Origin of the sequence: Mucilaginibacter aurantiaciroseus (genome assembly GCF_024055595.1) — a bacterium.
Lineage (GTDB): Bacteria > Bacteroidota > Bacteroidia > Sphingobacteriales > Sphingobacteriaceae > Mucilaginibacter > Mucilaginibacter aurantiaciroseus.
The window spans coordinates 183,377-208,832 of record NZ_JAMXOF010000003.1 but is presented as its reverse complement, the minus strand read 5'-3'; the positions used below and the strand labels follow the sequence as shown (position 1 = coordinate 208,832).

17 protein-coding genes, 1 tRNA gene and 2 pseudogenes are annotated in these 25,456 nt (G+C 40.9%); 9 read left to right on the top strand and 11 right to left on the bottom strand.

What is annotated here, in order from left to right; all coding sequences use genetic code 11:
* Positions 1-61: 61 nt before the first annotated feature.
* Positions 62-214: pseudogene (locus NAF17_RS14185) on the top strand (DUF2683 family protein); the annotation flags it as partial.
* 34 nt (positions 215-248) lie between these two features.
* Positions 249-380, top strand: coding sequence for a type II toxin-antitoxin system YoeB family toxin (locus tag NAF17_RS18355; protein ID WP_370341225.1), 132 nt, complete (start codon positions 249-251; stop codon positions 378-380).
* Positions 381-471: 91 nt separating this feature from the next.
* On the opposite strand, the gene NAF17_RS14180 is transcribed toward NAF17_RS18355, so the two are convergent.
* Both NAF17_RS14180 and recQ read right to left on the bottom strand, forming a co-directional pair.
* Positions 472-1,806 (bottom strand): UDP-N-acetylmuramoyl-tripeptide--D-alanyl-D-alanine ligase, encoded by a 1,335-nt coding sequence (locus NAF17_RS14180; RefSeq protein WP_252758662.1) that lies wholly within the window; start codon positions 1,804-1,806, stop codon positions 472-474.
* Between the two features lie 19 nt (positions 1,807-1,825).
* Positions 1,826-3,967, bottom strand: coding sequence for a DNA helicase RecQ (recQ, locus tag NAF17_RS14175; RefSeq protein WP_252758661.1), 2,142 nt, complete (start codon positions 3,965-3,967; stop codon positions 1,826-1,828).
* 99 nt (positions 3,968-4,066) lie between these two features.
* Between recQ and NAF17_RS14170 the strand changes: the two genes are divergently transcribed.
* Positions 4,067-6,568 carry a M14 family metallopeptidase gene (locus NAF17_RS14170; protein WP_252758660.1) on the top strand — a complete coding sequence of 834 codons (2,502 nt, stop codon included), beginning with the start codon at positions 4,067-4,069 and terminating at the stop codon, positions 6,566-6,568.
* A gap of 431 nt (positions 6,569-6,999) precedes the next feature.
* On the opposite strand, the gene NAF17_RS14165 is transcribed toward NAF17_RS14170, so the two are convergent.
* Entirely contained in the window at positions 7,000-8,673 is a 1,674-nt protein-coding gene (locus NAF17_RS14165) for a PspC domain-containing protein (protein WP_252758659.1), read from the bottom strand.
* Positions 8,674-8,693: 20 nt separating this feature from the next.
* Positions 8,694-9,032, bottom strand: coding sequence for a PadR family transcriptional regulator (locus NAF17_RS14160; RefSeq protein ID WP_252758658.1), 339 nt, complete (start codon positions 9,030-9,032; stop codon positions 8,694-8,696).
* Positions 9,033-9,217: 185 nt separating this feature from the next.
* Here NAF17_RS14160 and NAF17_RS14155 point away from each other — a divergent pair, with 185 nt between their 5' ends.
* From NAF17_RS14155 to NAF17_RS14145, 3 genes are read left to right on the top strand one after another with little or no spacing between them, the layout of a single operon-like run.
* A complete protein-coding gene (locus NAF17_RS14155) occupies positions 9,218-12,415 on the top strand; it encodes a SusC/RagA family TonB-linked outer membrane protein (RefSeq protein WP_252758657.1) in 3,198 nt (1,065 codons plus the stop codon).
* Between the two features lie 20 nt (positions 12,416-12,435).
* Complete coding sequence (locus NAF17_RS14150) at positions 12,436-13,884, top strand: SusD/RagB family nutrient-binding outer membrane lipoprotein (RefSeq protein ID WP_252758656.1); 1,449 nt, start codon at positions 12,436-12,438, stop codon at positions 13,882-13,884.
* A gap of 14 nt (positions 13,885-13,898) precedes the next feature.
* Positions 13,899-14,822: a DUF1735 domain-containing protein gene (locus NAF17_RS14145; protein WP_252758655.1), complete on the top strand. Its 924-nt coding sequence runs from the start codon at positions 13,899-13,901 to the stop codon at positions 14,820-14,822.
* 68 nt (positions 14,823-14,890) lie between these two features.
* Here NAF17_RS14145 and NAF17_RS14140 read toward each other — a convergent pair whose 3' ends face one another.
* Entirely contained in the window at positions 14,891-15,808 is a 918-nt protein-coding gene (locus NAF17_RS14140) for a S66 peptidase family protein (protein ID WP_252758654.1), read from the bottom strand.
* A 131-nt stretch (positions 15,809-15,939) separates the two neighbouring features.
* Here NAF17_RS14140 and metG point away from each other — a divergent pair, with 131 nt between their 5' ends.
* Both metG and NAF17_RS14130 read left to right on the top strand, forming a co-directional pair.
* Positions 15,940-18,006: a methionine--tRNA ligase gene (metG, locus tag NAF17_RS14135; protein ID WP_252758653.1), complete on the top strand. Its 2,067-nt coding sequence runs from the start codon at positions 15,940-15,942 to the stop codon at positions 18,004-18,006.
* 74 nt (positions 18,007-18,080) lie between these two features.
* Positions 18,081-18,152, top strand: a tRNA-Arg gene (locus NAF17_RS14130).
* Between the two features lie 340 nt (positions 18,153-18,492).
* Here NAF17_RS14130 and NAF17_RS14125 read toward each other — a convergent pair.
* Positions 18,493-18,651, bottom strand: a complete 159-nt coding sequence (locus NAF17_RS14125; protein ID WP_252759017.1) for a hypothetical protein — start codon at positions 18,649-18,651, stop codon at positions 18,493-18,495.
* Here NAF17_RS14125 and NAF17_RS14120 point away from each other — a divergent pair.
* Positions 18,640-18,940: pseudogene (locus tag NAF17_RS14120) on the top strand (IS630 family transposase); the annotation flags it as partial. The gene NAF17_RS14125 and the pseudogene NAF17_RS14120 overlap by 12 nt on opposite strands.
* Positions 18,941-19,391: 451 nt before the next feature.
* Here the strand turns inward: NAF17_RS14120 and NAF17_RS14115 are convergent.
* From NAF17_RS14115 to NAF17_RS18345, 5 genes are all read right to left on the bottom strand, one after another.
* Entirely contained in the window at positions 19,392-21,302 is a 1,911-nt protein-coding gene (locus NAF17_RS14115) for an outer membrane beta-barrel protein (RefSeq protein ID WP_252758652.1), read from the bottom strand.
* A 90-nt stretch (positions 21,303-21,392) separates the two neighbouring features.
* Positions 21,393-23,390, bottom strand: a complete 1,998-nt coding sequence (locus tag NAF17_RS14110; RefSeq protein WP_252758651.1) for an ice-binding family protein — start codon at positions 23,388-23,390, stop codon at positions 21,393-21,395.
* Between the two features lie 153 nt (positions 23,391-23,543).
* Positions 23,544-24,089: a helix-turn-helix domain-containing protein gene (locus NAF17_RS14105; protein ID WP_252758650.1), complete on the bottom strand. Its 546-nt coding sequence runs from the start codon at positions 24,087-24,089 to the stop codon at positions 23,544-23,546.
* A gap of 555 nt (positions 24,090-24,644) precedes the next feature.
* Complete coding sequence (locus tag NAF17_RS18350; RefSeq protein ID WP_370341341.1) at positions 24,645-24,914, bottom strand: ABC transporter permease; 270 nt, start codon at positions 24,912-24,914, stop codon at positions 24,645-24,647.
* A gap of 304 nt (positions 24,915-25,218) precedes the next feature.
* Positions 25,219-25,449, bottom strand: a complete 231-nt coding sequence (locus tag NAF17_RS18345; protein WP_370341339.1) for an ABC transporter permease — start codon at positions 25,447-25,449, stop codon at positions 25,219-25,221.
* Positions 25,450-25,456 lie beyond the last annotated feature (7 nt).

The window sequence follows — 25,456 nt, the reverse complement described above, 5'->3', positions numbered from 1 at the left end:
TTTTTAGCAGATGACATACGCAGTACACCCAGCAAACGAAGCATAGGAAAAAGCAGTTAAGGCCGTTTTAGATGCTTTGCAAGTACCATATCAGGTAGAACCGGATGTGGAAACTCCTTATAACCTGGCATTTATGGCTAAAATAGAAGAATGCCGAAAACAGGCAAGGACGAGTAAAGGAACTATTATCAAAACAGAAGATCTGTTGAAGTAAAGTATATGGATAAAGCATTATCTGATATTGCTTATTGGAAAAGAGTGGAAACATACAGGCACAAAAGAAAATTGCGCACCTAATAGATGCAATACAAATTGACCCCTATGCTGGAGTAGCGCAACCCGAAGAATTAAAATATAATTGGAAAGGTCTATGGCGTTGAAGGATTAATTTAGAACATAGAATGATCTACGAGATACCAAATGGCTTAATTATTATCCATTCCTTAAAAGGGCATTATTAGAAACCGTACCCTAAAACAATGCCACCAACCTTTCCAAAGCCATTCCTCTCGATCCTTTTATGAGGATAGTTGCATTGGTAATTGGGTTTTCTTTTAGGCCTATCATGGCATCTTCGGCAGTCATGTAAAATGTGGTGTTGATGAAGTTTGTATTATCCACCTCAGTTTGCTGGCTCGAAAAATCTTTGCCTATAAAAATTCGCTCGTCGACATTAGCGGCCATGGATTTTTGGATAACAGCGGTATGTTCCACTGCCGATTCTGCACCCATCTCAAACATATCACCCAATATCATCACCTTATGGTCGGCTTGTACCTTGTCCATGTTTTCGATAGCAACGAACATGCTGCTCGGATTGGCGTTGTAAAAATCGCAAATGAGGGTGTTGGTTGCCGTTTTGGTGATCTGTGAACGGTTGTTTTTAGGTTGATACGCCTCGATCCCCTGGTCTATCTCATCGGATGATAACCCGAAATAACGGCCTATACAAATCGCAGTCAGTATATTATCTAAATTATAAGAACCCGTAAGCTGTGATTTTACGTTGTATGATGAACTTGCTTTGTCGTGCCATTTTAAGGTTAAATACGGGGAGTTCTCTACCAGCTTTCCGCTTACTAAGTTATCAGAATTGCTGTTTTTACCATAGTAAACCACATCATTCAATACGCGCGCTTTTTGCATTTCAAGCAAGGTAGCATCATCACTATTTACAAAAGCAACGCGACTTTCGGCCTGGGCTAAATAATCATACAACTCTCCCTTACCTTTTTTCACCCCTTCAACGCCCCCAAACCCCTCTAAATGCGCTTTGCCTACGTTAGTAATTAATCCGTGGGTAGGCTGCACAATGCTACAAAGCAATGCAATCTCTTTTTGGTGGTTGGCGCCCATTTCTATCACCGCCATTTCGTGCGAATTATCAATAGTCAGGATGGTTAACGGCACACCAATATGGTTATTCAAATTACCCTGTGTAGCCAGCGTTTTAAACTTTTGAGATAGCACAGCATTGATCAATTCTTTGGTAGTAGTTTTGCCATTAGTGCCGGTAAGGCCAATTACCGGGAGCCTTAATTGCTTACGGTGATACCTTGCCAGCTCCTGTAGTGCGGTAAGCACATCATCAACCAATAAAAACTTTTCGCCGGTGGCATATTCCGGGGTATCTATTACCGCATAGGCTGCACCTGCTTCAACTGCCCGCGCGGCAAAGGTATTAGCATCAAACTTATCGCCTTTTAGCGCAAAGAATAGGCTGCCGGGCGCTATTTTGCGGGTATCGGTACTAATAACCGGGTATTGTGTAAATAGCTGATATAATTGTTCGGTGGTTGTTTTCATGGTTAAATTGTAAACTAAATTACGCTTCTCGGTTCATCCAGGCAATAACGGCTTTAATTTCGCCGTAAGTATAGGCATCGCCCAAAACCTCTTTAATAGGTGATAGCATGGCACTACCATAACCTTCAACCGCATCTTTTATAGCCGGGATCTTGTTCTCATTAACAAATTCGAAGACATCCAGTTCTCCGGTTTGTATAAAGCGGCTTAAATGGCCTTCAATTGTGGTTGCTGAGAGGCCGCGCTCGTGCGAGATCTCGGTAACGCTTTTGCCCTCTTTGTATAAATTATACGTAAACTGAAAAGTATCTGATAATTTCCCTTTCTTAATTTTCGCCTTGCGTTCGCGCTTGGCCGACTTTTTTTTGATGCGGGATGGCAGCCCTTTTGCCTCGCTGTAACTATTTACGATAGCCAAAAATTCGCGGCCGTATTTAGCAAGCTTAACATCACCAAAACCGGAGATAAGCCTCAACTCATCCATTTTTTGAGGCAGGTAGGTGGCTACTTCCAACAAGGTAGCATCCGACAGGATAATATATGCCGGCAGGTTTTCGCCAATGGCAATTTCCTGGCGTTTTTGGCGCAGGTTGGCCAATAGCTCGGCTTCGTAATTCAGCACTTCCTGTTCCTGCTCGTCGGTAACCTGGCTTGCAATCAACTCAACTTTAAAATCGCCCTTTAAAACGGCTTCGCTTTTTGAGGTGAGGCGGATAGTAGGGAAACCTTCATCAACGCTTTGCAAAAACCCTTTCGAGATCAGTTCGCGCAGGTATCGCTGCCAATCGGCTTTGCTGATATCAGCACCGGCACCGTAGGTTTTAAGCGCTTTATGCTCGGTCCAGATTTTTTCGCTTCTGGAACCGCGCAAAAAATCAATTAGATAGGTTGCACCAAAACGCTCTTTCAACCGCACAACGGCCGATAATGCCTTTTGCGCTATAAGCGTACCATCAAACTTGGTAAACTCACTCAAGCAGAAATCGCAAGAGCCGCAATTGTCGGGGAATGGCTCATCAAAATAGTGCATCAAAAACTGGCGGCGGCAGGCATGTAGCTGGCAATAATTTACCATATCGTCCAACTTTTTAAGCATTATGGCGCTTTGTTCCTTGTTGTTTTCTACTGTGGCGAAACCACGTAGTTTAATAGCATCCCCGGGCGAGTATAGTAATAACGCATTAGAAGCCAGTCCGTCACGGCCGGCACGGCCGGTTTCCTGGTAGTAGCCTTCGATATTTTTAGGAAGATCCATATGTACCACGTAACGCACATTGCTTTTGTTGATGCCCATGCCAAAGGCGATGGTTGCCACAATGATCTTGATCTCGTCCTTTAAAAAAGCTTCCTGGTTGCGGGATTTTATTTCGTTGGTCAACCCGGCATGGTAGGCTGCGGCTGCGAAACCTTCTTTTTTAAGGTCATCGGCAAGGGCCTCTGTCGACTTTCGCGAAAGACAATAAATAATCCCCGAATCGTCTTTACGCGCCTCTAAAAAGCCCAAAAGTTGATTAAAACTGTTTTTTTTGGGGATGACGCGGTACGTGATGTTTTCGCGGTTAAATGATGAGATAAAAACCGCGGGCTGGTGCAGGTTTAATTTTTCTAAAATATCTTTTTGAGTAAGCTTATCGGCGGTAGCGGTAAGGGCTATCACCGGCACTCCGGGAAACTCTTTTTTCAATCCCGCCAGCATCAAATATTCCGGGCGAAAATCGTGGCCCCATTGCGAGATACAGTGCGCTTCGTCAATAGCTATTTGCACTACGTTAAGCGTATGCAAAAATGCCATCATACGGTTATCGGCACCAAACAAACGTTCGGGGGCTACATAAAGCAACTTCAGTTCGTTATTCTTTAGCTTAATGGCAATGTTTTTTTGCTCTTCCGGGCTTTGGCTGGAGTTTAGGAACGCCGCGGGGATGCCGGTAAGGTTCAGGCTATCCACCTGGTCCTTCATGAGGGCTATCAGCGGGGATATCACAATGGTCAATCCATCCAGCAAAACGGCTGGCAACTGGTAACAAAGCGATTTACCTCCCCCGGTTGGCATTAGCGCCAGTGTATCTTTTTTGTCGAGAACATTGGCGATGATAGCTTCCTGCGAAAGCCGGAACTCTGAGTATCCGAAATATTTTTGAAGTGCTTGTATGGGCGTCATGGTGTGGTATGCAAAAGTGCAGATTTGAATTAATAGCCTGATGATGAAACCTCAAAAAAATATTTTAGATTAGCCTTTAGTGACACAAGCATTTTGTACATGATAAAAAAGCTACTCTTTGTTATTATAGCCGCTCTCTGCGGCATCCCTGTTTTTGCGCAGGAACTACAATCGCCCGAACAATTTTTAGGTTATAAGTTAGGCGATAAATTTACCCCGCATTACCGTGTGGTTGAGTATTTTAAATACGTTGCCCAAACCGCAAAGAACACACATTTGCAGCAATTTGGCACTACCAACGAAGGCCGCCCATTATTGGCAATGTTCATCGCATCAGATGATAATATTAAACGACTGGAAGAGATCCGCCATAATAACCTGCGCATCGCGGGGATAGAAAGCGGCGCTGTTATACCAAACTCACCCGTAATTACCTGGCTAAGTTATAACGTGCATGGTAATGAGCCCGCATCGAGCGAGGCTGCTATGTGGACATTGTTTGACCTTACCGATCCATTAAACGCAAAGTCGAAAGAATGGCTAAAGAACTCCGTAGTAGTTATCGACCCATGCTTAAACCCGGATGGGCGCGACCGTTATGTTAACTTTTATAACTCGGTACGCGGCGTTACGCCCGATGCCAGCCCATCATCGCGCGAGCATACGGAACCATGGCCGGGCGGGCGCGTAAACCATTACTACTTTGATTTGAACAGAGATTGGGCATGGCAGGCACAAAAAGAAACGCAGGCAAGTGTTGGCCTGTTTAACCAGTGGCTGCCCGAAGTGCATGTAGATTTCCACGAGCAGGGCTATAATAACCCGTACTATTTTGCCCCGGCTGCCGAGCCGTACCATAAAGATATTACCCAATGGCAGCGCGATTTTCAGGTGGTGATAGGTAAAAACAACGCCAAATACTTCGACCAGAATGGCTGGATGTATTTTACCAAACAGGAGTTTGACCTGCTTTATCCATCATACGGTGACACCTACCCACTTTATAACGGTTCGATAGGGATGACCTACGAGCAGGGGGGCATCAGCGCGGGCCTTGCCGTTGTTACCCGCAGCGGGGATACGCTTACGTTAGTACAAAGGATAGCGCACCACCACACCACAGGGTTAAGCACCGTAGAGGTCGTATCGGCAAATGCCCAAAAGGTGGTTGATGAGTTTAAGAAGTTTTATGATAACAGCCGCCAAAATCCCCCGGGGCAGTACAAAACCTATGTTATTAAAAACGATAACAACGAAAAGGTGAACGAACTGGCCAAAATGCTTACCCGCAACGGTATCCAGTTTGGATATGGCCTGGCTAACAAATCGGTTACCGGATATAACTATTTTACCGGCGCTACCGAGCAATATAATGTAGAGCCGAATGACTTGGTGGTGAATGCTTATCAGCCCAAATCGGTATTACTGCATGTTTTGCTGGAGCCCAAAACATTCATCCCTGATTCGGCTACGTATGATATTACCGCTTGGGCGCTGCCTTACGCTTATGGTTTAAAGGCTTATGGCGTAAAAGAATCTTACAAAGCGGCCAATACCAACTCCAGTGTGGTTAAGCCCGCCGCTTTAAGTAATACTAAGGGATATGCTTATGTTTCTGCATGGCAATCAATTGCCGATGTAAGGTTTTTATCAGCCTTGCTGAAAAGGAATATCAAGGTTCGTTATTCCGAGTTGCCTTTTGAGGCTAAGGGCAAAAAGTTTACCGCAGGCTCCTTATTGGTGACCCGTGCAGGGAACGAGAAGATAGATTTTGACAGAGTAGTTACCCAGCTGGCCGCGGATATGGGTCACGAGATCACCCCGCTTTCTTCAGGCTTTGTAGATAAGGGATCTGATATTGGCTCTTTCGATGTGAAATTCATTAAACAGCCACACGTGGCTTTGTTTACCGGCGATGGCATCAACTCAGAAGCAATGGGCGAGGTATGGCACTTTTTTGAGCAGCAAATCGGATACCCTATCAACCTGATCCGCTACCAGGATATAAACCGCATTAAACTGGCAGATTATGATGTATTGATCATGCCCGACGGCAGGTATAACGACCTTACATCAGATAATCTGCAAAAGTGGGTTAGCGACGGGGGCAAGCTTATAGCCATGGAAAACGCCGTTGCATCATTGGTTGATAAAAAAGGCTTCGACATTAAAAAGAAAGAAAGCAAAAAGGACGATAAGCCGGATTTAAAGGCCAAACAAAGCATCAAGCTTTATGTTGATCGTAACCGCGACGCCATCCGTTCGAGTATACCGGGGGCTATATTTAAGCTGAACATGGATAATACCCATCCGCTTGGCTTCGGATTCCCTAACTATTATTACTCGTTAAAACTAAGCGATGATATTTACGAATTACTTGGCGATGATGACTGGAACGTGGGCACTATTGAAAATAATGGCTATGTAGCAGGCTTTGCCGGTGTGAAATCCAAACAAAAAGTTAATAACGGTATGTTGCTTGGCGTACAATCTTTAGGCCACGGCTCGGTAGTTTATTTGGTTGATGACCCATTGTTCCGTAGTTTTTGGGAGAATGGTAAATTGCTGTTTAGTAATGCTGTGTTTATGGTAGGGCAGTAAAAAAGAGGCAAGAAGTTTAGAATCAGAAATCAAGATGCTTATTTAATAAAGAAGGCCGCTTAGTAATAGGCGGCCTTCTTTGTATTAAATCTTACGTCTTATCTTGTATCCCTTCCTTAATCTCCGCTTTACACCCTGCCTTTTTCGTCTTCGGCGCCGGTTTGGTGCTGGCGGGCTTTTATTTTGATGTTACCAAAATTGTAGGTAAAGGTTATGCGGGCAATACGATTCTCGTTTTTCTGCACCAGGCTTAGGTTGGTATCCGAGTAGTGAAATTGTATGCATAGGGATATGGTTTATGTTGTATGCGGGCAATTTACCAACATGTTGTTGTCTTTGGTATAAGATGGTAAAAGGGTACAGACAAATGTTAGTTTACAAGATAAGCCCGCTGAATAACAGCAGGCTTATATGTTTTGTAAAGGCGATCATTATTGATTGGCATTTGCCTTGGCGACGCTATCCGCTACTGCTTTTTGTTGCGGTGTTTGTGGGATAACCACGGTATCAACTTTACATTGCAAACCGTTATCTGTCATGACGAAGATTGCTGCTACTGCATTTTCTTTTTTATTTATCTCGTTACAGTCGTGCACACTGATGTCCCTCACAAAACGTTCAACCCGGCCATCAATTACAACTTTTGAATTTAGGGGGATCCTAAGCGTTAGGTGTAACCTTTGGGCGCGCCATAACCTGTCTATTTGTTTTTCTAAACGGCGGTTAAATTTTAGCACGTTGCCTTCCTGTTTAAACTGGTAATTAGTGCCGCGGGCGTTGTAAAGCGCTTCCTGGTAATCGCTGCCGCGGGCGCTGAACGATTCTACAAGCACAGGTTGCTTCACATCGCTTTTTTCAACATATATGCTAATGTTTTTATCGGGCATATCCATGTTATTATCATTGTCGTCATCCAAAATAACCCGGTTGCCAAAATCTTCTTTTACCCGCAGGCGAACGCTGTCTTCTTTTGTTAGGAATTTGATATCGTTAAGCTTTAAATAATAAGTGCTATCGGCAGATGGTTTGATGTTTATGGTTTGGCTAAAGCTGGCGTATTCTTTAAAGTCGGCAGATGTTTTAGCGGTATAATAAATAACAATACTTAGCGCGATGATCCAGGTCATTAACAATGCCGAGCCGGCTGTACGGTTTATTACATTACCACGAAACACGTAGTGGATAAGTGTCAATATAATGGCAAGCAACGGAATGATCCCCATTAACGTTGCGCATACTATAAAAATGTTATTAATATGCTGGTCGGCAATGTTGAACGGGAACATGTGGTAGATGCCCATATTACGGTTACCGTATGCAAAAGCCGATATTACCAATACAACAAGGGCAATAATGCCGGCAAAAGCACTTGCGATAAGCGCAATAGCCACCAGTTTACCCATAACCCTACCTGCGCCACCTAAAAAATTACCGAAGTGGCTAAAAACATCTCCGGCAAAATCTCGGGTTTTGTATACAAAGGGACGTGCCTCGTTTTGGAAGTTGTGCAGGTGGCCTTTTACTGTGTTCAACTCTTCTTCGAAGTTTGTTTTGAAGCCTTGCAAATCCAGTTTCTGACCTTTCATAGCCATGCGGTCGGCACGGGTAACGGCCTTAGGTACAACTATCCACAGTATAGCATATAGTATAGCGCCTGTACCGGCAAAAGCAACGGTTATTGCAAATAATAAGCGTACCCAAACCGGGTTAAAATCAAAGTAATTGGCAATGCCCGAGCATACACCGGCTACGAGGTGGTCATCCGGGTCGCGGAATAGGCGGCGGTGTTCAGAACCGTAGTTAAAAGCCTGTTGCGCATGTGGCTTTGCGCCATCCTCTTCTATCTCAAAGTCTTCTACCGAGCCCATTTGCTCAACAACGGTTTTAACGTCTTGCTCAACAACAACCTGTTTGCCTTCCCTTAGCAGAATCTCGTTAAACATTTCTGCTATACGGTTCTCAATATCGGTTGTGATCTCCAGGCTATCGGCCGAGTTTAGAAAATGGCGCTGCACATCGGTCATGTAGCTTTTAAGTATTTCGTAAGCGTCCTCCTCTATATGGAAAACGATGCCGTTTATGTTTATGATGATGGTCTTATTCATGATGGGTGATGATTTGTGGTTTATTTATTGTTTCTGTCGCCAATTGCGGTTTCTATGGCAAATGCCAGTTCCTTCCAGGTGCCGTCGAGCTGCTGTAGCACCTTGCGGCCTTCGTCGCTAAGCACATAGTACTTGCGGGGCGGCCCGGAAGTTGACTCCACCCAGTTATAAGAGAGCAGGCCATTGTTCTTTAATCGGGTTAATAAAGGGTATAGCGTACCTTCAACAACAAGCAGGCGGGCCTTCTTCAACTCAGCAATAATATCTGATGCGTAGATCTCGCCCTTTGCTATAACAGAAAGGATGCAATACTCCAGTATGCCTTTCCTCATTTGGGTTTGTGTATTTTCAACAATCATAATGCAAAGATATATGTTTTGGAATGTATTATGCAATACATAGTACTGTTTTTATTAATATTTTTTATTTTTTCAAATTATTTTTACGATAAAGCATTTTTTTTTAATTTTTAATTTGATTTATTGATAGTGGAACATTACTTTTATAATTAATTAACTATTAACTGATCTTATTATTAACAAACATGAAAAAACTTCTACTAGTAAGTTTGTGTTTCCTGATGTTATGCGTAACGCAGGTGTATGCACAAAATCGTACAATTACTGGTACAGTTACTTCAAAGGATGACGGTTTACCGTTGCCAGGAGTAAGTGTCACAGTAGCCGGGACCACAATTGGTGTTCAAACCAATGCATCCGGTAAATTCTCCCTAAGTGTGCCGGTATCGGCAAAATCACTTCGCTTTTCATTTATCGGGTTTTCTCCAATCGCGCAGCCAATTGGCGCTGGCGGTGTAGTAAACGCCGTACTTACAACGGCAAGTAATCAACTGGGAGAGGTTGTAGTAACAGGGGCTTTAGGTATCCGAAGAACCTCTAAAGAACTTGGCTATTCATCAACAAGGGTGGGTGCTAAAGATCTTACACAATCGAATGTTACAAACGTTGCAAACGGTTTAACCGCAAAGGTAGCGGGTTTGGCAGTATCAACAATTGATAATAGTATTGATCCTCAAGTAAGAATTACCTTGCGCGGTAACCGTTCAGCCTTGGGAAACAATACTGCTTTAATTGTTGTAGATGGTGTGCCTATTCCGGGAGGGGCCCTTTCTTCTATTAATCCTAATGATATAGCCGATATTAACATCTTGAAAGGTGCTGGTGCGGCGGCGTTATATGGTTCTGAAGCTGCAAATGGTGCGTTAATAATTACAACTAGAAGAGGATCTGGTAGTAAGCCAACAATCGTTTATAGTAATTCGTTTCAAGCTCAACAGGTTGCTTACTTCCCTAAGTTCCAAAACCAGTTTGGTATGTATGGTGGTGAAGGCGATCCTTATATTGACCCAGTTACTGGTTTTTCGCTCTACGTACCATATGAAAATCAGCAATATGGCCCTAAATATAATGGCGACAGCGTAACAGTAGGTTACCCGGCAGGTAGTGCTACCGGCCCTGTACTTAAAGTGCCATATAAAGCCCTTGATAAAAACCCTATAGAATCTTTTTTTAATACTGGTTTTATTGAACAAAATAGTATATCTTTTTCACAGGGAGATGCAAAGAATTCACTTTATCTTTCTGCGCAAAATGCATATAGCAAGGGTGTAGTTCCTGGTGATAAAAATAATCGTACAGCTGTAAGCGTTCGCGGATCGAAAACCTATGGAAATTTCAAAGCAGACTTTTCTGCAGGTTATACCAGAACAGATGTAAGTACATACGGATCTGGCTATAATGGGTCAAATTTATTTACTAATTTAATTCAATGGCCATCTTTTTTAGATATTAAAAAGTTTAAAGATTCTAATAACGGTACTTTTGCTAATCCAAGTGACTTTTATGACGCTTATGCAATTAACCCTTACTGGATAACTGATAATTCGAGAATTAACAAACAAAGGGATGTTTTCTTGTCCAACTTAAGATTATCTTTCCAGGCTACAAAATGGATGGATCTAAGTTATACAGTTTCACAAAATTTTGGTATTACTCAGGAACGATATACCCGTCGACAAGTTAATTTTACTCCTTATAGTATTGGTGACCCGCTTGGTGCAGGAAGTGTACAAAGCACGTATAAATCAGGTGTCGCGCCTGGTCAGGTATCTGATTACTATCAATATGGAGATGGTACCAGCAATTTTGGTGATGCCGATGGTTTTGCAAGGTTACAAGGTGATGCAATCATTAATCTTCATCATACCTTTTTTAATGACTTTAAAACAAGTCTGCTTTTAGGTAACACAATACGTCAGCAATATCGTAAAGGACAATCAACAGGTAGCAACAATTTGCTTATTAAAGATTTTTATAATATAAATACGATTGGTGGTGTTATTAATGCCAGCGAAGGGGAAACCAAAATACGTCAAATAGCTTACTTTGGGGCGTTAAACATTGGCTATAAAGAGTATTTATTTTTAGAAGGTACTTTGAGGAATGAAAGAGACTCGCGACTAAATGCTCAAAATCGTTCTTTCTTTTATCCATCAGGTAAAGTTTCCTTTATTCCTACAGAAGCAATTGACTTTTTAAAAGGCAACAAAATTTTAAGCTATGCAAAATTATTTGGTTCTGTAAGCCGTGTAGGTAATATATCTATTGGTGCATATAGACTAAACAATACATATTCTGTAACAAATGGCTTCCCATATGGTTCTTTAGGTGCTTTAACAACAAGTTCAATAAATTACAGCCCAAATTTAAAACCAGAGTCAATTTATGAAATTGAATTTGGTGCTGAATTGTCCTTCTTCAATGGTCGCCTTTCTGCAAAAGGCACCTATTACAAACAAAACAGTAAAAACCAAACTTTACAAATTAGCACTTCGGCTGCTACAGGTTATGCAGCAGCTCTAATTAATGCCGGAGAAATACAATCAACCGGTAAAGAGTTTGAATTAATAGGAGATGTGTTGACAAAGGCACAGAATAAAGTTGGATTAAGACTAGGCGGTAATTTATCTATTAATGATTCTAAAGTACTGGCTTTGTTACCAGGCATTAACTCTTTGCAAATTGGAAACAGTGTGTTTGCTGAAGTTGGCCAACCTTTTCCGATTTATAAAGGCACTGACCTTGTTCGCGATCCACAAGGAAGGGTAGTAGTTAATGGTTCAACAGGATTACCTTCCGTAAACAGTACGCAACAGAATTTTGGCAGAACTGCGCCTAAATATATATTAGGGGTCAACCTTGGTGTAAGTTATGATATTTTAACATTATCAGGTGTTGGTGAGTATCGTGGCGGTTATATTATATATAACGGCGTAGGATCTACATTGAATTTTGGTGGTTCATCCTTAATATCAGCTGCAGCTGGTCGTCAAAATTTTGTTTATCCCAATTCTGTTATACAAACTGCTCCTGGTGTATATACACCTAACACTAATATTACAGTACTTGATGGTAATTACGGTTTTTGGCAAAGTTCTCCCTATAACACCGCAAATGGCCCAAGAGTATCAAGTGCAGCCTTTTGGAAAATCCGCGAAATTGCACTTGCATTTGATTTAACTAAATTTATTAATAAAACAGGCTTTATGAAAGGCTTATCATTTGCGTTAACAGGCCGTAATCTTGCTTTATGGACTCCTAAAAGTAATACATTTGGAGACCCGGAATTTAGTAATTCTGTTGGTAACGATGCTGGTACAAACAGTGCTTCACAAACGCCGGCGACAAGGATTTATGGTGCTGATTTAAGAGTAACATTTTAATTAGTTTTAAAAATAAAGAAATGAAAAAACATATTATAATAATATTAGGTCTGTTTATAATCGGAACATCCGGTTGTAAAAAGGACTTCCTTAGCTTGGAGGAAAATCCAAATACACCTTCTGTTACTACACCTCAGTTTTTATTAACAGGGGCCTTAAAAACAGCGGCAGATATAGTTAATATAAACTATGCGCATTATGGTGTATGGGCTGGTCAGTTATCTCCAAGTGGTAACTATGTACCAAGTCCTCAATTGCAGCAATATCAGTTTACAACTGATAATTATCAGGTGTTTACACCATTATATCTTAATCTATCAAACTTTAACAATCTTGAAGTTCTTGCTAAAAGTGATCCCACTTTAACTAAATTTCAAGCGATAGCTAAAATCATGAAAGCCTATGATTTTGAGCAGTTGGTAGATAATTATGGTGATGTTCCGTATACTGAAGCTTTTCAACAATCTAAAACGTTTTTCCCAAAATACGATAAAGGTCAAGCGATTTATACAGACTTGATAAAACAATTAGATGCAGCAGTTGCTTTAATTGATGGTAGTACATCAGCTTTAAGCCCAGATGTATCTGATATCGTATTTAAAGGTGATATGATTAAATGGAGGCGATTTGCCCTTACATTGAAACTTCGTATGGCTATACGTACAAATGTTAAAGTCGCCGGCCTACCGGCCGCTGGAACCGATTATCTTGACGCATCTACTTTGGCTGCAACTCAGCCTGGTTATGCTAATAGTGATGCACTTAACGGTCAGCAAAGCCCTTTTTATAGAAGTTTTGGTTTTGATCAAAATGGAAATCCAACAGGTAATAACGCATACTATCGCGCAAGTGCCTTTGAAGTTGGCTTGTTAAATAGCTACAGTGATCCAAGAATATCAAAGTTTTACGCCACTACCTCTGGAGGCAAAATTGTTGGAATTATTCTCGGAGATAATACTGCAATCCCTAATTCCGGAACAAGTGCCATTGGTGCCGGTTTGTTAAAAGATCCTACAATGGCAGGGGTGCTTATGTCATCAGCAGAAGCATTGTTCTTACAAGCAGAAGGTGTAACTAATGGGTTTATCACCGGTGATGCACAACAGTTGTATCAATCGGGTATTACAGCATCATTTATGTCGGTTGGTTTAACGGCAGTTAATGCTACCACATATTATACGCAAGCAAAAGATAACGTTAGTTGGGTTGCAAGCACTAATAAGCAGCAGGCTATTGTTACTCAAAAATGGATTTCTTTGACAGGTTATTCAAGTTTAGAGTCTTATAATGAACTCAGAAGGACTGGTTATCCTGCTGGTGTGCCTAGATCTATTGACAATAAGGCAATAGGTACTGGTTTACCAACAAGGATATTTTATCCCACTACGGAGTATCAGCAAAATCCGGACAATGTTGGTGCTGAAGGTATTATTAACCCGTTTGGTACCAAGATTTTTTGGGCTAAATAATTAAACTGATCAATATGAAAAAAATAATATATTCAAAGCTAACTGTATTAATATTGTTAGCAGGTATAACTTCATTAACTTCTTGTCTTAAAGATAAGAGGTTTGAGGACTTTGGTGCATCTAAGCCTATCATTGAATTACCGTTAGGTGGTTTATCAAATTTTACTAGTGATGCTATTACAGATTCTAAAGATACTATTGTGAAGCAATTTGCAGTTAATCTTGCCTCCCCTACTGAATTAGGTCAAGATTTGGTAGTCACTGTAGGAGTAGATAACTCGATAATTGATAAATATAAAGCTACGAATAGTTCAGTTGATTATTTACCGTTGCCAACTGACTCTTATAAGTTTGCAGATGCTAAAGTGACTATTCCGAAAGGGACACGTACGCAGATATTATCGGTTACCTTTTACAAAAGCAAATTGGATCCTTCTAAAAGTTATATGTTACCGATAACTATTAAAGATGGTGGTGGGCAGATTATAAGTGGTATTTATAATACCCGATATTTTCACTTTATAGGAAATGACTTTGCTGGGGCTTATAAACACCAATTTACAAGAGTTCCGGCTACAGCAACCAGTAATTATACCTACGCTGATGGTAAATCATCAACATTTTTTCCAGATTCACCTACCCAGTTTGAAGTTGCTGGCGGTTATTACACTCAAGACATACGTTACGTGGTTAATTTTACCAAAACCGGAACAGGTTCAGGTGCAACTTATTCACACTTTTCAATAGCAATTAATCAAGATGACGTTGACAGAATTGCTGCTAATAAAATTGCAATAACGGCGCAACCAATAATTATTGGTTACACCGAGAAAGAGTATACCTTTGCAGAAGCATCAGTATTATTCGATAATGGTTTTCAATACTCTGTTCTTGGTTCATCAGGATCAAGAGTTAATCATGATCAATACAAAAAATAGCACATTAGCTTTAAGTTAACTTTGTTAATAAATGACTGGTTTTCGATAAGAAAATCAGTCATTTATATTTATAAGTAACTTATTTCTACGCCTTCTGTATTAACGCTTAGGTTTAAGGCCCTGCCCAATACCAGGCTGCAGTTATTAGATACATGCCCCGCCGGGAAATCAAAACAAACAGGATAATCATGTTCAACCACAACATCCATTACAATCTTGGGCAAGGTCTGTCCGAATGGGATGTCGTTATCCTTCAGATCGGTAAAGCCGCCTACTATTAAACCCGTCAGGTTCTTCAGTTTGCCTGCACGTTTAAGCGCGCGGAGCATTCGGTCAACGGCATATAGGTATTCGCCAACATCCTCTATAAAAAGGATCTTGCCATTGTAATCCATATCACTAACCGAATTAATTACAGCGAGTAAAAGAGAAAGGTTACCACCGATAAGTATACCACTGTTTGTACCTAATCTGTTTAAATGGTTAGGAGCTATCCGGTAGATCAACTCTTCGCCAAATAGGGCTTGCCTTAAAGTTTCTAATGAATGTGCCGAAGCATCCGGTATGGTTAACGGCATTTGCCCGTGTATACAAGGCAAGTTATAATTGCTAATAATATGCGAATGCAGCAAAGTAATGTCGCTAAAGCCAACCATCCATTTCGGGCTTGTGGCCATGTGGCTAAAATCAACCAGGTCAACCATGCGGATAGCGCCATATCCGCCGCGGGCGCAAAAGATGGCCTTAATGCTATCGTCATCAATAAAGCGTTGCATATCTGCCGCGCGGAAGGCATCGTCGCCCGCAAACTGGTGATAGCTGGCGTTTACGGTATTACCCAATACAACTTCGAGCCCCCATGATTCAAGCAAATTTACCGCATCAGTCATAGGGATGGGAAGCTTTTTGGCAGGGCAGGTAATAGCCACCTTGTCGCCTTTTTTTAGATGGGTAATGGATGAGTCCGAAAGTCCGTTGGTCGGCATAGGTCCGAAAGATTAATTGTACTATTTGAAGGTAATTTAAATGCTGTCTTCTTGTCTTGCGGACTTTCCGTCTTTCCCAACTTTCTGACTTAAAAAAATTATCTTTGCAAATTAATAAACATCCCTGTTTAATGTCGCAACTTAATAAATATAAAAGATACACCATTACATCGGCTTTGCCATACGCAAACGGGCCGCTGCACATTGGCCATTTGGCGGGCGCATACCTGCCGGCAGATATTTTTGTACGTTACCTGCGGCTAATGAAAAAGGATGTTGTGTACATCTGCGGATCTGATGAGCATGGCGCAGCTATTACCATCAAAGCTAAAAAAGAGGGTACCACGCCACAGGCTATTATTGATAAATACCACAACCAGATTAAAGAGAGTTTTGAGGAATTTGGGATTGCATTTGATATTTACCACCGCACCTCATCACCTATACATCACGATCTGTCACAAGAGTTTTTCCTGAATCTGTACGAGAAAGGTGAGTTCATAGAAAAATACTCTGAACAATACTACGATGAAGATTTCGACCAGTTTTTGGCCGACAGATATATTACCGGTACCTGCCCTGTTTGCAGTTACGATAAGGCCTACGGCGACCAATGCGAAAACTGTGGTACATCTTTAAACCCGACAGATCTTATCGACCCGATATCGACCCTGAGTAACAAAAAACCGATTCTTAAACCTACCAAACACTGGTACTTACCGCTTGATAAATATCAACCCTGGTTAGAGAAATGGATTGACGAAAAAGAGGGCGAGTGGAAGGTTAATGTATTTGGCCAATGCCGCTCGTGGTTAAAATCGGGCCTGCAGCCACGCTCTATGACCCGCGACCTGGATTGGGGAATTGACGTACCATTAAAAGAAGCCAAAGGCAAAAAACTTTACGTGTGGATGGATGCGCCGATAGGCTACATATCAGCCACCAAACAATGGGCTACTGATAACGGGAAGGATTGGCAGCAATACTGGAAAAAGCAAGCAAATACCGAGGATGATGCCTGCCTGATGCACTTCATCGGTAAGGATAACATTGTGTTCCACTGCATCATATTCCCGGCGATATTGAAGGCACATGGGGATTATATATTACCCCAGAACGTGCCGGCCAACGAGTTTTTAAATTTGGAGGGCGATAAGCTTTCCACATCCCGCAACCACGCGGTTTGGTTGCACGAATACCTGGAGGAGTTCCCGGGTAAGCAGGATGAGTTACGTTATGTACTAACATCGATACTACCAGAAACAAGTGACAGCGAATTTACCTGGAAAGATTACCAGGCACGCGTAAACAACGAATTAGTTGCCATTTTGGGTAACTACGTTAATCGTGTAATGATATTGATGCACAAGTATTACGATGGCAAGGTAGAAAGCGATATCGCTATTGTCAAATTTACCGATGCCAAAGTCAATGCAGAGTTAGGCGGATACTATGATGACCTGGGTAAAAACCTGGAGAGCTACCGTTTCCGCGCGGCTTTGCAGAACGTGATGGATATGGCCCGCCTTGGCAACCGTTACCTTACCGAACAAGAGCCATGGAAAACTATAAAAAGTGATGCTGAGGCCGCTAAAACAGCCTTACATAACAGTTTAGTACTGATAGGCCATATTGCAACCTGCTTACAGCCATTTTTACCGGCAACAGCCGCCAAAATATTTGGTATGCTTAATTTGGATGCGGTTGCATTTGACCAGGAACTTGAATTTGCCAATGGCCATCAGCTTAACCCTGCAACCTTATTGTTTGAGAAAGTAGAGGACGAAGCCATAGAAAAACAGATCCAAAAACTGGCCGATAAAAAAGCAGCCTCAGCAGTAGTTGCACAACCGGTTATTACACCTGCAAAAGCCAATATTACTTTCGATGAATTTGTAAATATGGATATCCGTACCGGCACTATATTGACTGCCGAGAAAGTTGCTAAAACAAAAAAACTATTAAAATTAACCATAGATACGGGTATTGACCAACGCACCGTAGTATCGGGCATTGCAGAGCATTACGAGCCCGACGCCATTATTGGTAAACAGGTAAGCATATTGGTAAACCTGGAGCCTAGGGAGATAAAAGGCATCATGTCGCAAGGGATGATATTGATGGCCGAAAACGCCGAAGGCAAGCTAAGTTTTGTTGCCCCGGCAGATGAAATGGCCAACGGATCGGTAATTAGATAAGCGCCCATGCAGATGTGCAAATTGGTTTGACTAACTCATTCAAAATTTGCACCTTTGCAATTCCTGAAAATACGGGTCCTGTAGTTCAACGGATAGAATAGAAGTTTCCTAAACTTTAGATATGAGTTCGATTCTCGTCAGGACCACTAACTTTCACCGAAATCCGCGAAATTCAACGTAATTTTGCGGATTTTCTTTTTTTCACATATAAGATTCCATACAAAAGGTTATTCGCCATTTTTATATTTAAATAAATCATCAATTGACATTGAATTTGAAAGGAATTTTTCTCCTACAGTTGTTGTTACAGCAGAAGTAATAATTACCCCCTACTCTTTTAAGTGCTCCATTTGATCTAAAAACCCTTTTTAAGATTACAATTTACATGATACTGTTCGCCGTATTCCATTCTTTTTTGGAATTATACGTTGCTGTACATGTTATCAAATAATTTAAAAGGGTCATTAGTGCCCATAATAGGCTTACTTAAACAAAGTAAGGTTCATTAAAATATCTATGTGCATTAACAGTAATAGTTACACCTATACTTAAGCCAATTAAACCATAAAACTCACTCATTCGAAAATAGGTGGTTAAATAAACAGTTCCTTTAGCCTCTTCCTTTTCTGGAAATTGAATAGTCATTCTGTATTTTACGAAACATTTGAACCTGCCGAAGCCAAAAGGCTATGGGATAGGTTTGAGTTTGTTTATACGTCTAAGCACGGCAGCTGGTTAAACATGGCCGAGATAGAATTGCATGTATTGAATGGACAATGCTTATAGGCATATTTTAACAATGCAAAAAATCAAGGAAGAAGTGGCGGCATGGCAGAACAGCAGAAATAATAAGAATAGCAAAATTAACAGCCAGTTTGAAAATAAGGATGCGCGCATAAAACTGAAAAGACTTTATCCGTCATTACATGTTTAACTTAACAATAGGTAGTTGTTCTCTTACACGATTTGTATGGGATTTTGCAGTTTTAATTTAGCCCGCAGGGGATCTGAACATGATTAAAATACAATTGATTCACAATACTTTATATGGTTTTCGATATACTACTCACCGAATTACTAACCACTTTTTGATGCAGATTAATTACAAATCTTACCTCGCAATTTGCAAAACATTACAAAGGTTAAAATTTAATTGTTACTAATTTTTAAATATCCATTTTCATCGGACAGATATGAAAACATAATGCCTTATTCATCACGGAAATAATGAACGGGGCGAACTAGGTAAAATGTCAAGGTCGGGCCAATAAAAGTAACCACAACTACTTTTTTTATATAGCTTTCATAATATCCAGTTAAACATAAAAGAAAAACCCACCAGCGGTGGGTTTTTCTTTTATAAATACTGAGCAATAACCCGTATATTATTTATTTGCCGGGATAATGTCTATGATAACCGTACGGTTATAAAAACGTTCTTCAGGAAACGTGTTTTCAAATGGCGAATGATTGATGTCTTCACCGAAGCCAAGTGTTTCAAACTTAACATTGTTTTTGCCGGTTGCCGACAAGCTGTTTTCAAGCACCTTTTGTGTTTGTTGTGCACGGTTTTCAGATAATTTTTGGTTATAATCCTCTTCACCAATAATATCGGTATGGCCATGTACAATAACAGTCGATCCATCGGTAATTAAAGGCGATACAACATCAGTTAACAATTTATTGTATGATGCTATGCCTATCGCTTTATCAAAATCAAATACTACACTGTAACGGAACCCCTTTTGGATAGTAGCGTCCTGGGGTATTAAATGAACAGTGCTTTCTTTAGTAACGATTGTTCCGTTTTTAGTTTCGCCTGTCATCGTGATTTTGTAGTTTCCCTCAGGGTTATTACCAATCATCGTTATGCCTGACACACTTTCCTGGTCATTGGTGAACGGACCAAAATGTTGAGTTACTCCCCTGTCATCAGTTGCATTTATCGACCAGCTGTTAAACTGTTTTTTAGCGCCATCAACATTTAAGATTACGTAGCTATCCAATGGATCTGTTTGCATGGTGTTAATATGTACAGGTTTCATCATTCCGCCGCCAACTTCCATAAGCAATTCAGGCGATGTGCTGGCAATATCAACTCTTCTGTCTTCCGCACGTAGTAAAACAAGCTCTTTGTTACCACCCGGTTGTTCTGAAGGATTAGCCGGTTTTTTGCGGGCCAGCGTAGTGATACGTGAACCATTAATGCCAAATGTGCCAGTCAGGTACATTTTTATTGATTCGGCCATTATTTTACCATCATCTGCGGGAGCGCCGGTTAATGATATAGTAGTACCCGGATTGGCGCGCATACGGTCACCCAAAATGTTCAAGATATTATGATAAACGTTTAACTGCCTTGCAGAACGGCCAGACATGGATACTGATTGTTCTGCCTGCAATTGTTCTTCTCTAAAGGTACCAGCCTGCGCGTTGTTAAGCGCTACGTAACGGTTGGGTATAGTGTTGGCACCATCATCAAAAAATACAGCGTTAAGCAAAGGTAAAGTTTCGCTTACCTGGCGTTTTAACGGTACCGTCTTGGGGGCACGTATGGCAAATGTAACATCAGCCGGCATTATCGCAACTGCTGGTATTTCCATAACTTTTTTACGGCCCTTGCCGAATTTAAGGGCAATACCTGCACGTACAGTTGTTATTTGCCAGCTTTCAATACTGCGTGGCGCTTGGCCAAAATAAGGCTGGTAAGAAATAAATGGCGAAAGGCTAATCTTATTAGGATTAGTGGCAGCTGCCAATGGTATCTCATAACCAATGCCTACTTGTCCGGATACTAATGTTTTGCGCATATTACTTAATTCGCCATTAGTATTCGGCTGCTTAACTTGTGTGTACGAAAAACTTTTTTGGATATTGAACGCTAAGCGCGGACCTGCAAAAAAGTATAGGTTTGATGCCGGTACCGCTAAACGTAAACTTGGTTCGACAGCGATGTAGGCAGCATTGGTACGCAAGGTTGCATCGCAGTTACAAGGCGCTACAACGTCATTAAATTTGCCACCACGGCCATCATAACCTACGTTAAGCATGATGCCCCAGACACCCGCCGGGCGGTACTCCACCAATACAGAGCCATATGGTCTTATACCAAACCCTTTATGAAAAGCGGTAGGAACCATTAGGCTGCTATTAAGCGTTTGGGTTGTACCATCGTAAAAGTTAAAATTTGCAGCCCCCGATAAACCCCACCACCAGGTAGGTGGGGTAACTTGTGCCTGTGCGGCAACTTGTGAAAGGATAACCATCGCCGAAAGCAGGATGGCCCTTTTTATCATTTTATATTGTAGTAACATATGTTTCTTTTTAATGTAAGTGAATTAAGTAAGTACACTCCCACAGGGAGTGTACTTTAAGGAAGATTAATATTAAGGGATTATTACTGTAGCAGCATTTAAAGTAACCGCTTTTTGAGCCAATAACCTGCCGGTAACCTTGGCACCGGTATTTAAAGAGATCAGGTTTTTACTTAGGATATTACCACTAAAGTCAACCGCTGTACCAAGCGTGGCCTGGCCTGCAACAACCCAGTAGATATTTTTGGCTTGCGCACCTCCCTTTAAATGGATGATGGCGGTATTATTTACAATCAAATCTGCGGCTATTTGTAAAACCCAGGTATCATTAGGCCCGCCTGCAAGTGTTACCCCTGCGTTTGTTATTAATAACTGCGTACTCCATTTATATAAGCCGGGAGGCAATGTTAAACCACTGATATCGCCTGCGCCTAATCCAACTACTGGTGCAGGTGTTACCAGGTTATTCGAATTGGTATAAGCCGTTTCCATATCGCCTATAGCTGTTGTTAAATTACCCGGCGTTGGCACGGCATAATCAGCCGCGTAAACTTTTCCGGTTACTATGGGTGTATGAGATGTTTGACCATTGGTATCCATTATCAATCCAAAGCCTGTTATGGCTGTTGATGTTATCGGGCTTACGCCGATATTACCGGTTATTGAAGTAGTACCGGTAGTTGATATTCCGGATTCGGTTAATATGCTAAAGGTAGCAGCAGAACCAAGGCTTGGTAATATTGGGCCAAGCGCTACCACAGCTGTAAAGTTTGCGGTAATGTTTTTGTTGCTGTTCATGTTAACCGTTAAAGGGTTTACAGATCCTGTAGCATCGCCGCTCCATGACGAGAATATAAATCCGGGTTTTGCTGTAGCTGTAAGTTGCACGTTAGTTCCGCTATTGTAAACGGCCAGATCTGGATTTTTTGTAACCGAGCCCATCAACGCATTTGCATTTACAGTTAACGTGTAAGTGTTCAATAAGAAATTAGCAACTAATGTCCGGTTCGCGCTTAACGGGAATGTATAGGCCGGGCTTGTTGATGCTGTTGTCGCGCCATCCGTCCAGTTAACGAAGGTATAGCCTGCATTAGGCATTGCGGTTACTGTTACCGAAGTTCCTGCTGCAAATGAACCTGAGCCGTTTGTTGAACCACCAGCTACCGGGTTTGATGATAATACAACTGCAAATTGAGATACTGGTGTAGCACTAAAATTAGCCGTTAATGTTTTGTTGACAATTATAACAAATTGATAATTTGAGCTCGTGGAAACCACGGTGCCATTATCAGTCCAGTTTACAAATGCATATCCTGCTCTTGGTGTTGCCGATGCGGTAACCGTTGAGCCAATATTAAATTGTCCTTGCCCGGCAACTGTGCCACCAGCTACAGGGTTTGCAGCTAAGTTTAAAGCCACTTTGCCAGCTGATATGGCGGCAAAATTAGCTATTAGCGCCCTGTTACCTGCCACTGTAAACTGGTAACTTGGGCTGGTTGAGGCTACGGTCGAACCGTCTGTCCAGTTAACAAATACGAATCCGGTCGCCGCTGTCGCTGTTACCGATGCAGTAGACCCTTCTGCAAACGTACCAGCGCCTGTAGTTGTACCGCTGGCAGCCGGCAACACAGATATTGTGATTTGTGGAATAGTAGTAAATGTCCAAACGTAATCATTAGCCAGGGCTGTATGGAATTTATCGGTAGCACCTTTGGTGATCGTACCTGTATATACTACAAATGGAAGTAGCGGTACGTCTGGTGTAAAAGTATAAACACGGGCGTTTGTAGTGGCAGCAACTGTTCCGCTTACCGCATTAGCGCCTTGCTTAATTATAAATGTTGATTTAGTAATAGTAGCCGCATCCATATCGGTATTAAATGTTGCAGTAATAACTTTAGGTAGTACTACATCAACCGCCTTATCCATGGGGTCGGTTACTACTACGGGGCATACGCCTTGCTCAGCTATAAATTTATCTTTTTTACAGCCAGCAATAAATACCGTTAGCAGTAAAACCATCGCCCACATGGCGGTAAATGTTTTTGTATAGCCTCTGCTTTTAGGCATTTGAGTGCTATAAATAGTCGGAGTAATTCTTTTTTTCATAAAAGTTTTTTTAATATTAGTTGTTAGCGCCGCCAACTTAATAGGCAGAGTTTGGTATAGTACAAATTTACCGGAGTATTGGCCGGATATGTTATACAATTATTTAAATAAGTTCTATAATTCACACATTGCAGGAAGAAATGTACCGGCAAGTTTAATGTACTTAAAGTGGGAAGGAGTTACGCCGGTAACTTTTTTAAATTGGGTTGACAAATGGGCAACACTACTATAATTAAGTTTCCTGGAAATTTCGGTAAGGTTCAGGTCCTTAACACAAATCAATTCTTTTACACGGCGTATTTTATTTGCTATAATAAAATGTTCAATGGTAGTACCTTGCATTGCTGAAAAAACGTTGGCCAGATATGTATAATCCAGGTTCAGCTTCTGACTTAAATGAAACGAAAAGTTGTTTTTTAAGGGATAATCTGAGTTGTCTATCATATCAAGGACAATACTTTTGATCCTTTCAATTAATATCTTTTTTCGATCTTCAATCAATTCCAATCCGGCATTTAATAAAGCGGCTTTAAAATGGCGCAACTGGTTGTCAGAAAGATTGCCCAATACTTCTACCTGCCCGGTCTCCACAGCAATACAATACATGCCAAGTTTTTCTAACTCGTTTTTCGCTAACATGCGGCACTGAAGCCCAATCATATTTTTTATAAATAATACCATATTCTCAATGATACTTGCAAAGCAAGTGCCCCGTATTGATTTACCGCTAAATAGTCTGTCAGCGTTTTAATAACTTATTGATAATAATACCCTGAACCTGTTAAATGGCTTATTTACGCGAATAGATACTGTTTAATAATAAAAAAAAATTGCTTTTAATTTGACACGATACGCCGTAAAACAACAGTAATGAGCAATTATATTTTGGCGGAAATAATATTAATTCTTTAAAAGAAATAATTGGGTAGATGTAAGTTAAAGTTCACCCCTTATTTGCTGAAAGTAAAATAAAAAAATGAAGAGGTAGCAAACTGGTCGATAGCTTTTCTTTTTACTTTAAAAACTGTAGTCTGACGACTAAGTTTTGTATGGCATAAAACGCATAACATAAAATTTATGTAAAGGGAATATTAACCCCAAAGCTAACGACTCATATAGGATACTACATTTTTTTGCCTGATTGCTTAATAATAAATAGCTTTATCAATATCAAAATGATTCAGTGCGCCTTCATTAATAAATTAACGAGTTCAATCATTTACAGAAAGCTGTTAATAAATATTTAGATTTTACTTTATAATCCATTGAACAGCCATACCTTATTCCAATCGTTAAGTAACTAAAAGCGCTAGCAAGAATTACCGCTAAGCAGCTTGTTGTGAATGATCCAATTAGAAACTGGCTAAGTAACGGGGCTTTATCAGATTCCAGAACCTTTCTAATCCCCACTTCTTTTACGTGGCCGGCAGCCTGGGCTGTTGAAAGGTTCATGAAATTAATAAAGGCGATTAATAATATAAAAATGGCGATTACCGTAAATATATAGACATACAGTGCGTTACCCGATGGCTCTTGTTCATCTGTTAATGTAGAGAGTATAGATGAATTTTTTTAAGGGGCGTCGTAATGTTCCTAAAATGGCCGCCGTTCTTTCCGAGTTCCGGAAATGAACGATGAAGGTCTCTTAACAAAACAGGTTCCGCATATTTTTTTGTCGCCTCTCGGAGGGAATTGTGTAATGCGCTTTGATTAACACCAGGTATTGCTAATACATAGGTGATATAGCATACATTACTTCAATCAGGAAAATTTCTATCCGGTAATTCATTTATTTGATAAAAGCAAAATGCAAATAGGACTGTACCGGTATATTTTCGATTACTCCTGTGATTTGGTAGTCAGATGTATTATCCAGATGCATCGTTTTACCTATCACATCAGTACTGTTAAAATATTTTCTTGCGATTTTCTCTAAAATTACCAACGAATGGATATGTGATAAAGCACTTTTAGCATCGCCCGCAATCATAGGTAATGTAAACACATCAAAGAATGCAATGTCTGCA

Bases quoted from the DNA above. Each gene is read 5' to 3' on its own strand.
- NAF17_RS14105 (WP_252758650.1), bottom strand. From the start codon at position 24,089: ATGATTGGGCTTCAGTGCCGCATGTTAGCGAAAAACGAGTTAGAAAAA.
- NAF17_RS14150 (WP_252758656.1), top strand. From the start codon at position 12,436: ATGAAAAAACATATTATAATAATATTAGGTCTGTTTATAATCGGAACA.
- NAF17_RS14165 (WP_252758659.1), bottom strand. From the start codon at position 8,673: ATGAATAAGACCATCATCATAAACATAAACGGCATCGTTTTCCATATA.
- NAF17_RS14125 (WP_252759017.1), bottom strand. From the start codon at position 18,651: ATGACTATTCAATTTCCAGAAAAGGAAGAGGCTAAAGGAACTGTTTAT.
- metG (WP_252758653.1), top strand. From the start codon at position 15,940: ATGTCGCAACTTAATAAATATAAAAGATACACCATTACATCGGCTTTG.
- recQ (WP_252758661.1), bottom strand. From the start codon at position 3,967: ATGACGCCCATACAAGCACTTCAAAAATATTTCGGATACTCAGAGTTC.
- NAF17_RS14155 (WP_252758657.1), top strand. From the start codon at position 9,218: ATGAAAAAACTTCTACTAGTAAGTTTGTGTTTCCTGATGTTATGCGTA.
- NAF17_RS14160 (WP_252758658.1), bottom strand. From the start codon at position 9,032: ATGATTGTTGAAAATACACAAACCCAAATGAGGAAAGGCATACTGGAG.
- NAF17_RS14145 (WP_252758655.1), top strand. From the start codon at position 13,899: ATGAAAAAAATAATATATTCAAAGCTAACTGTATTAATATTGTTAGCA.
- NAF17_RS14110 (WP_252758651.1), bottom strand. From the start codon at position 23,390: ATGCCTAAAAGCAGAGGCTATACAAAAACATTTACCGCCATGTGGGCG.
- NAF17_RS14115 (WP_252758652.1), bottom strand. From the start codon at position 21,302: ATGATAAAAAGGGCCATCCTGCTTTCGGCGATGGTTATCCTTTCACAA.
- NAF17_RS14180 (WP_252758662.1), bottom strand. From the start codon at position 1,806: ATGAAAACAACCACCGAACAATTATATCAGCTATTTACACAATACCCG.
- NAF17_RS14140 (WP_252758654.1), bottom strand. From the start codon at position 15,808: ATGCCGACCAACGGACTTTCGGACTCATCCATTACCCATCTAAAAAAA.
- NAF17_RS14170 (WP_252758660.1), top strand. From the start codon at position 4,067: ATGATAAAAAAGCTACTCTTTGTTATTATAGCCGCTCTCTGCGGCATC.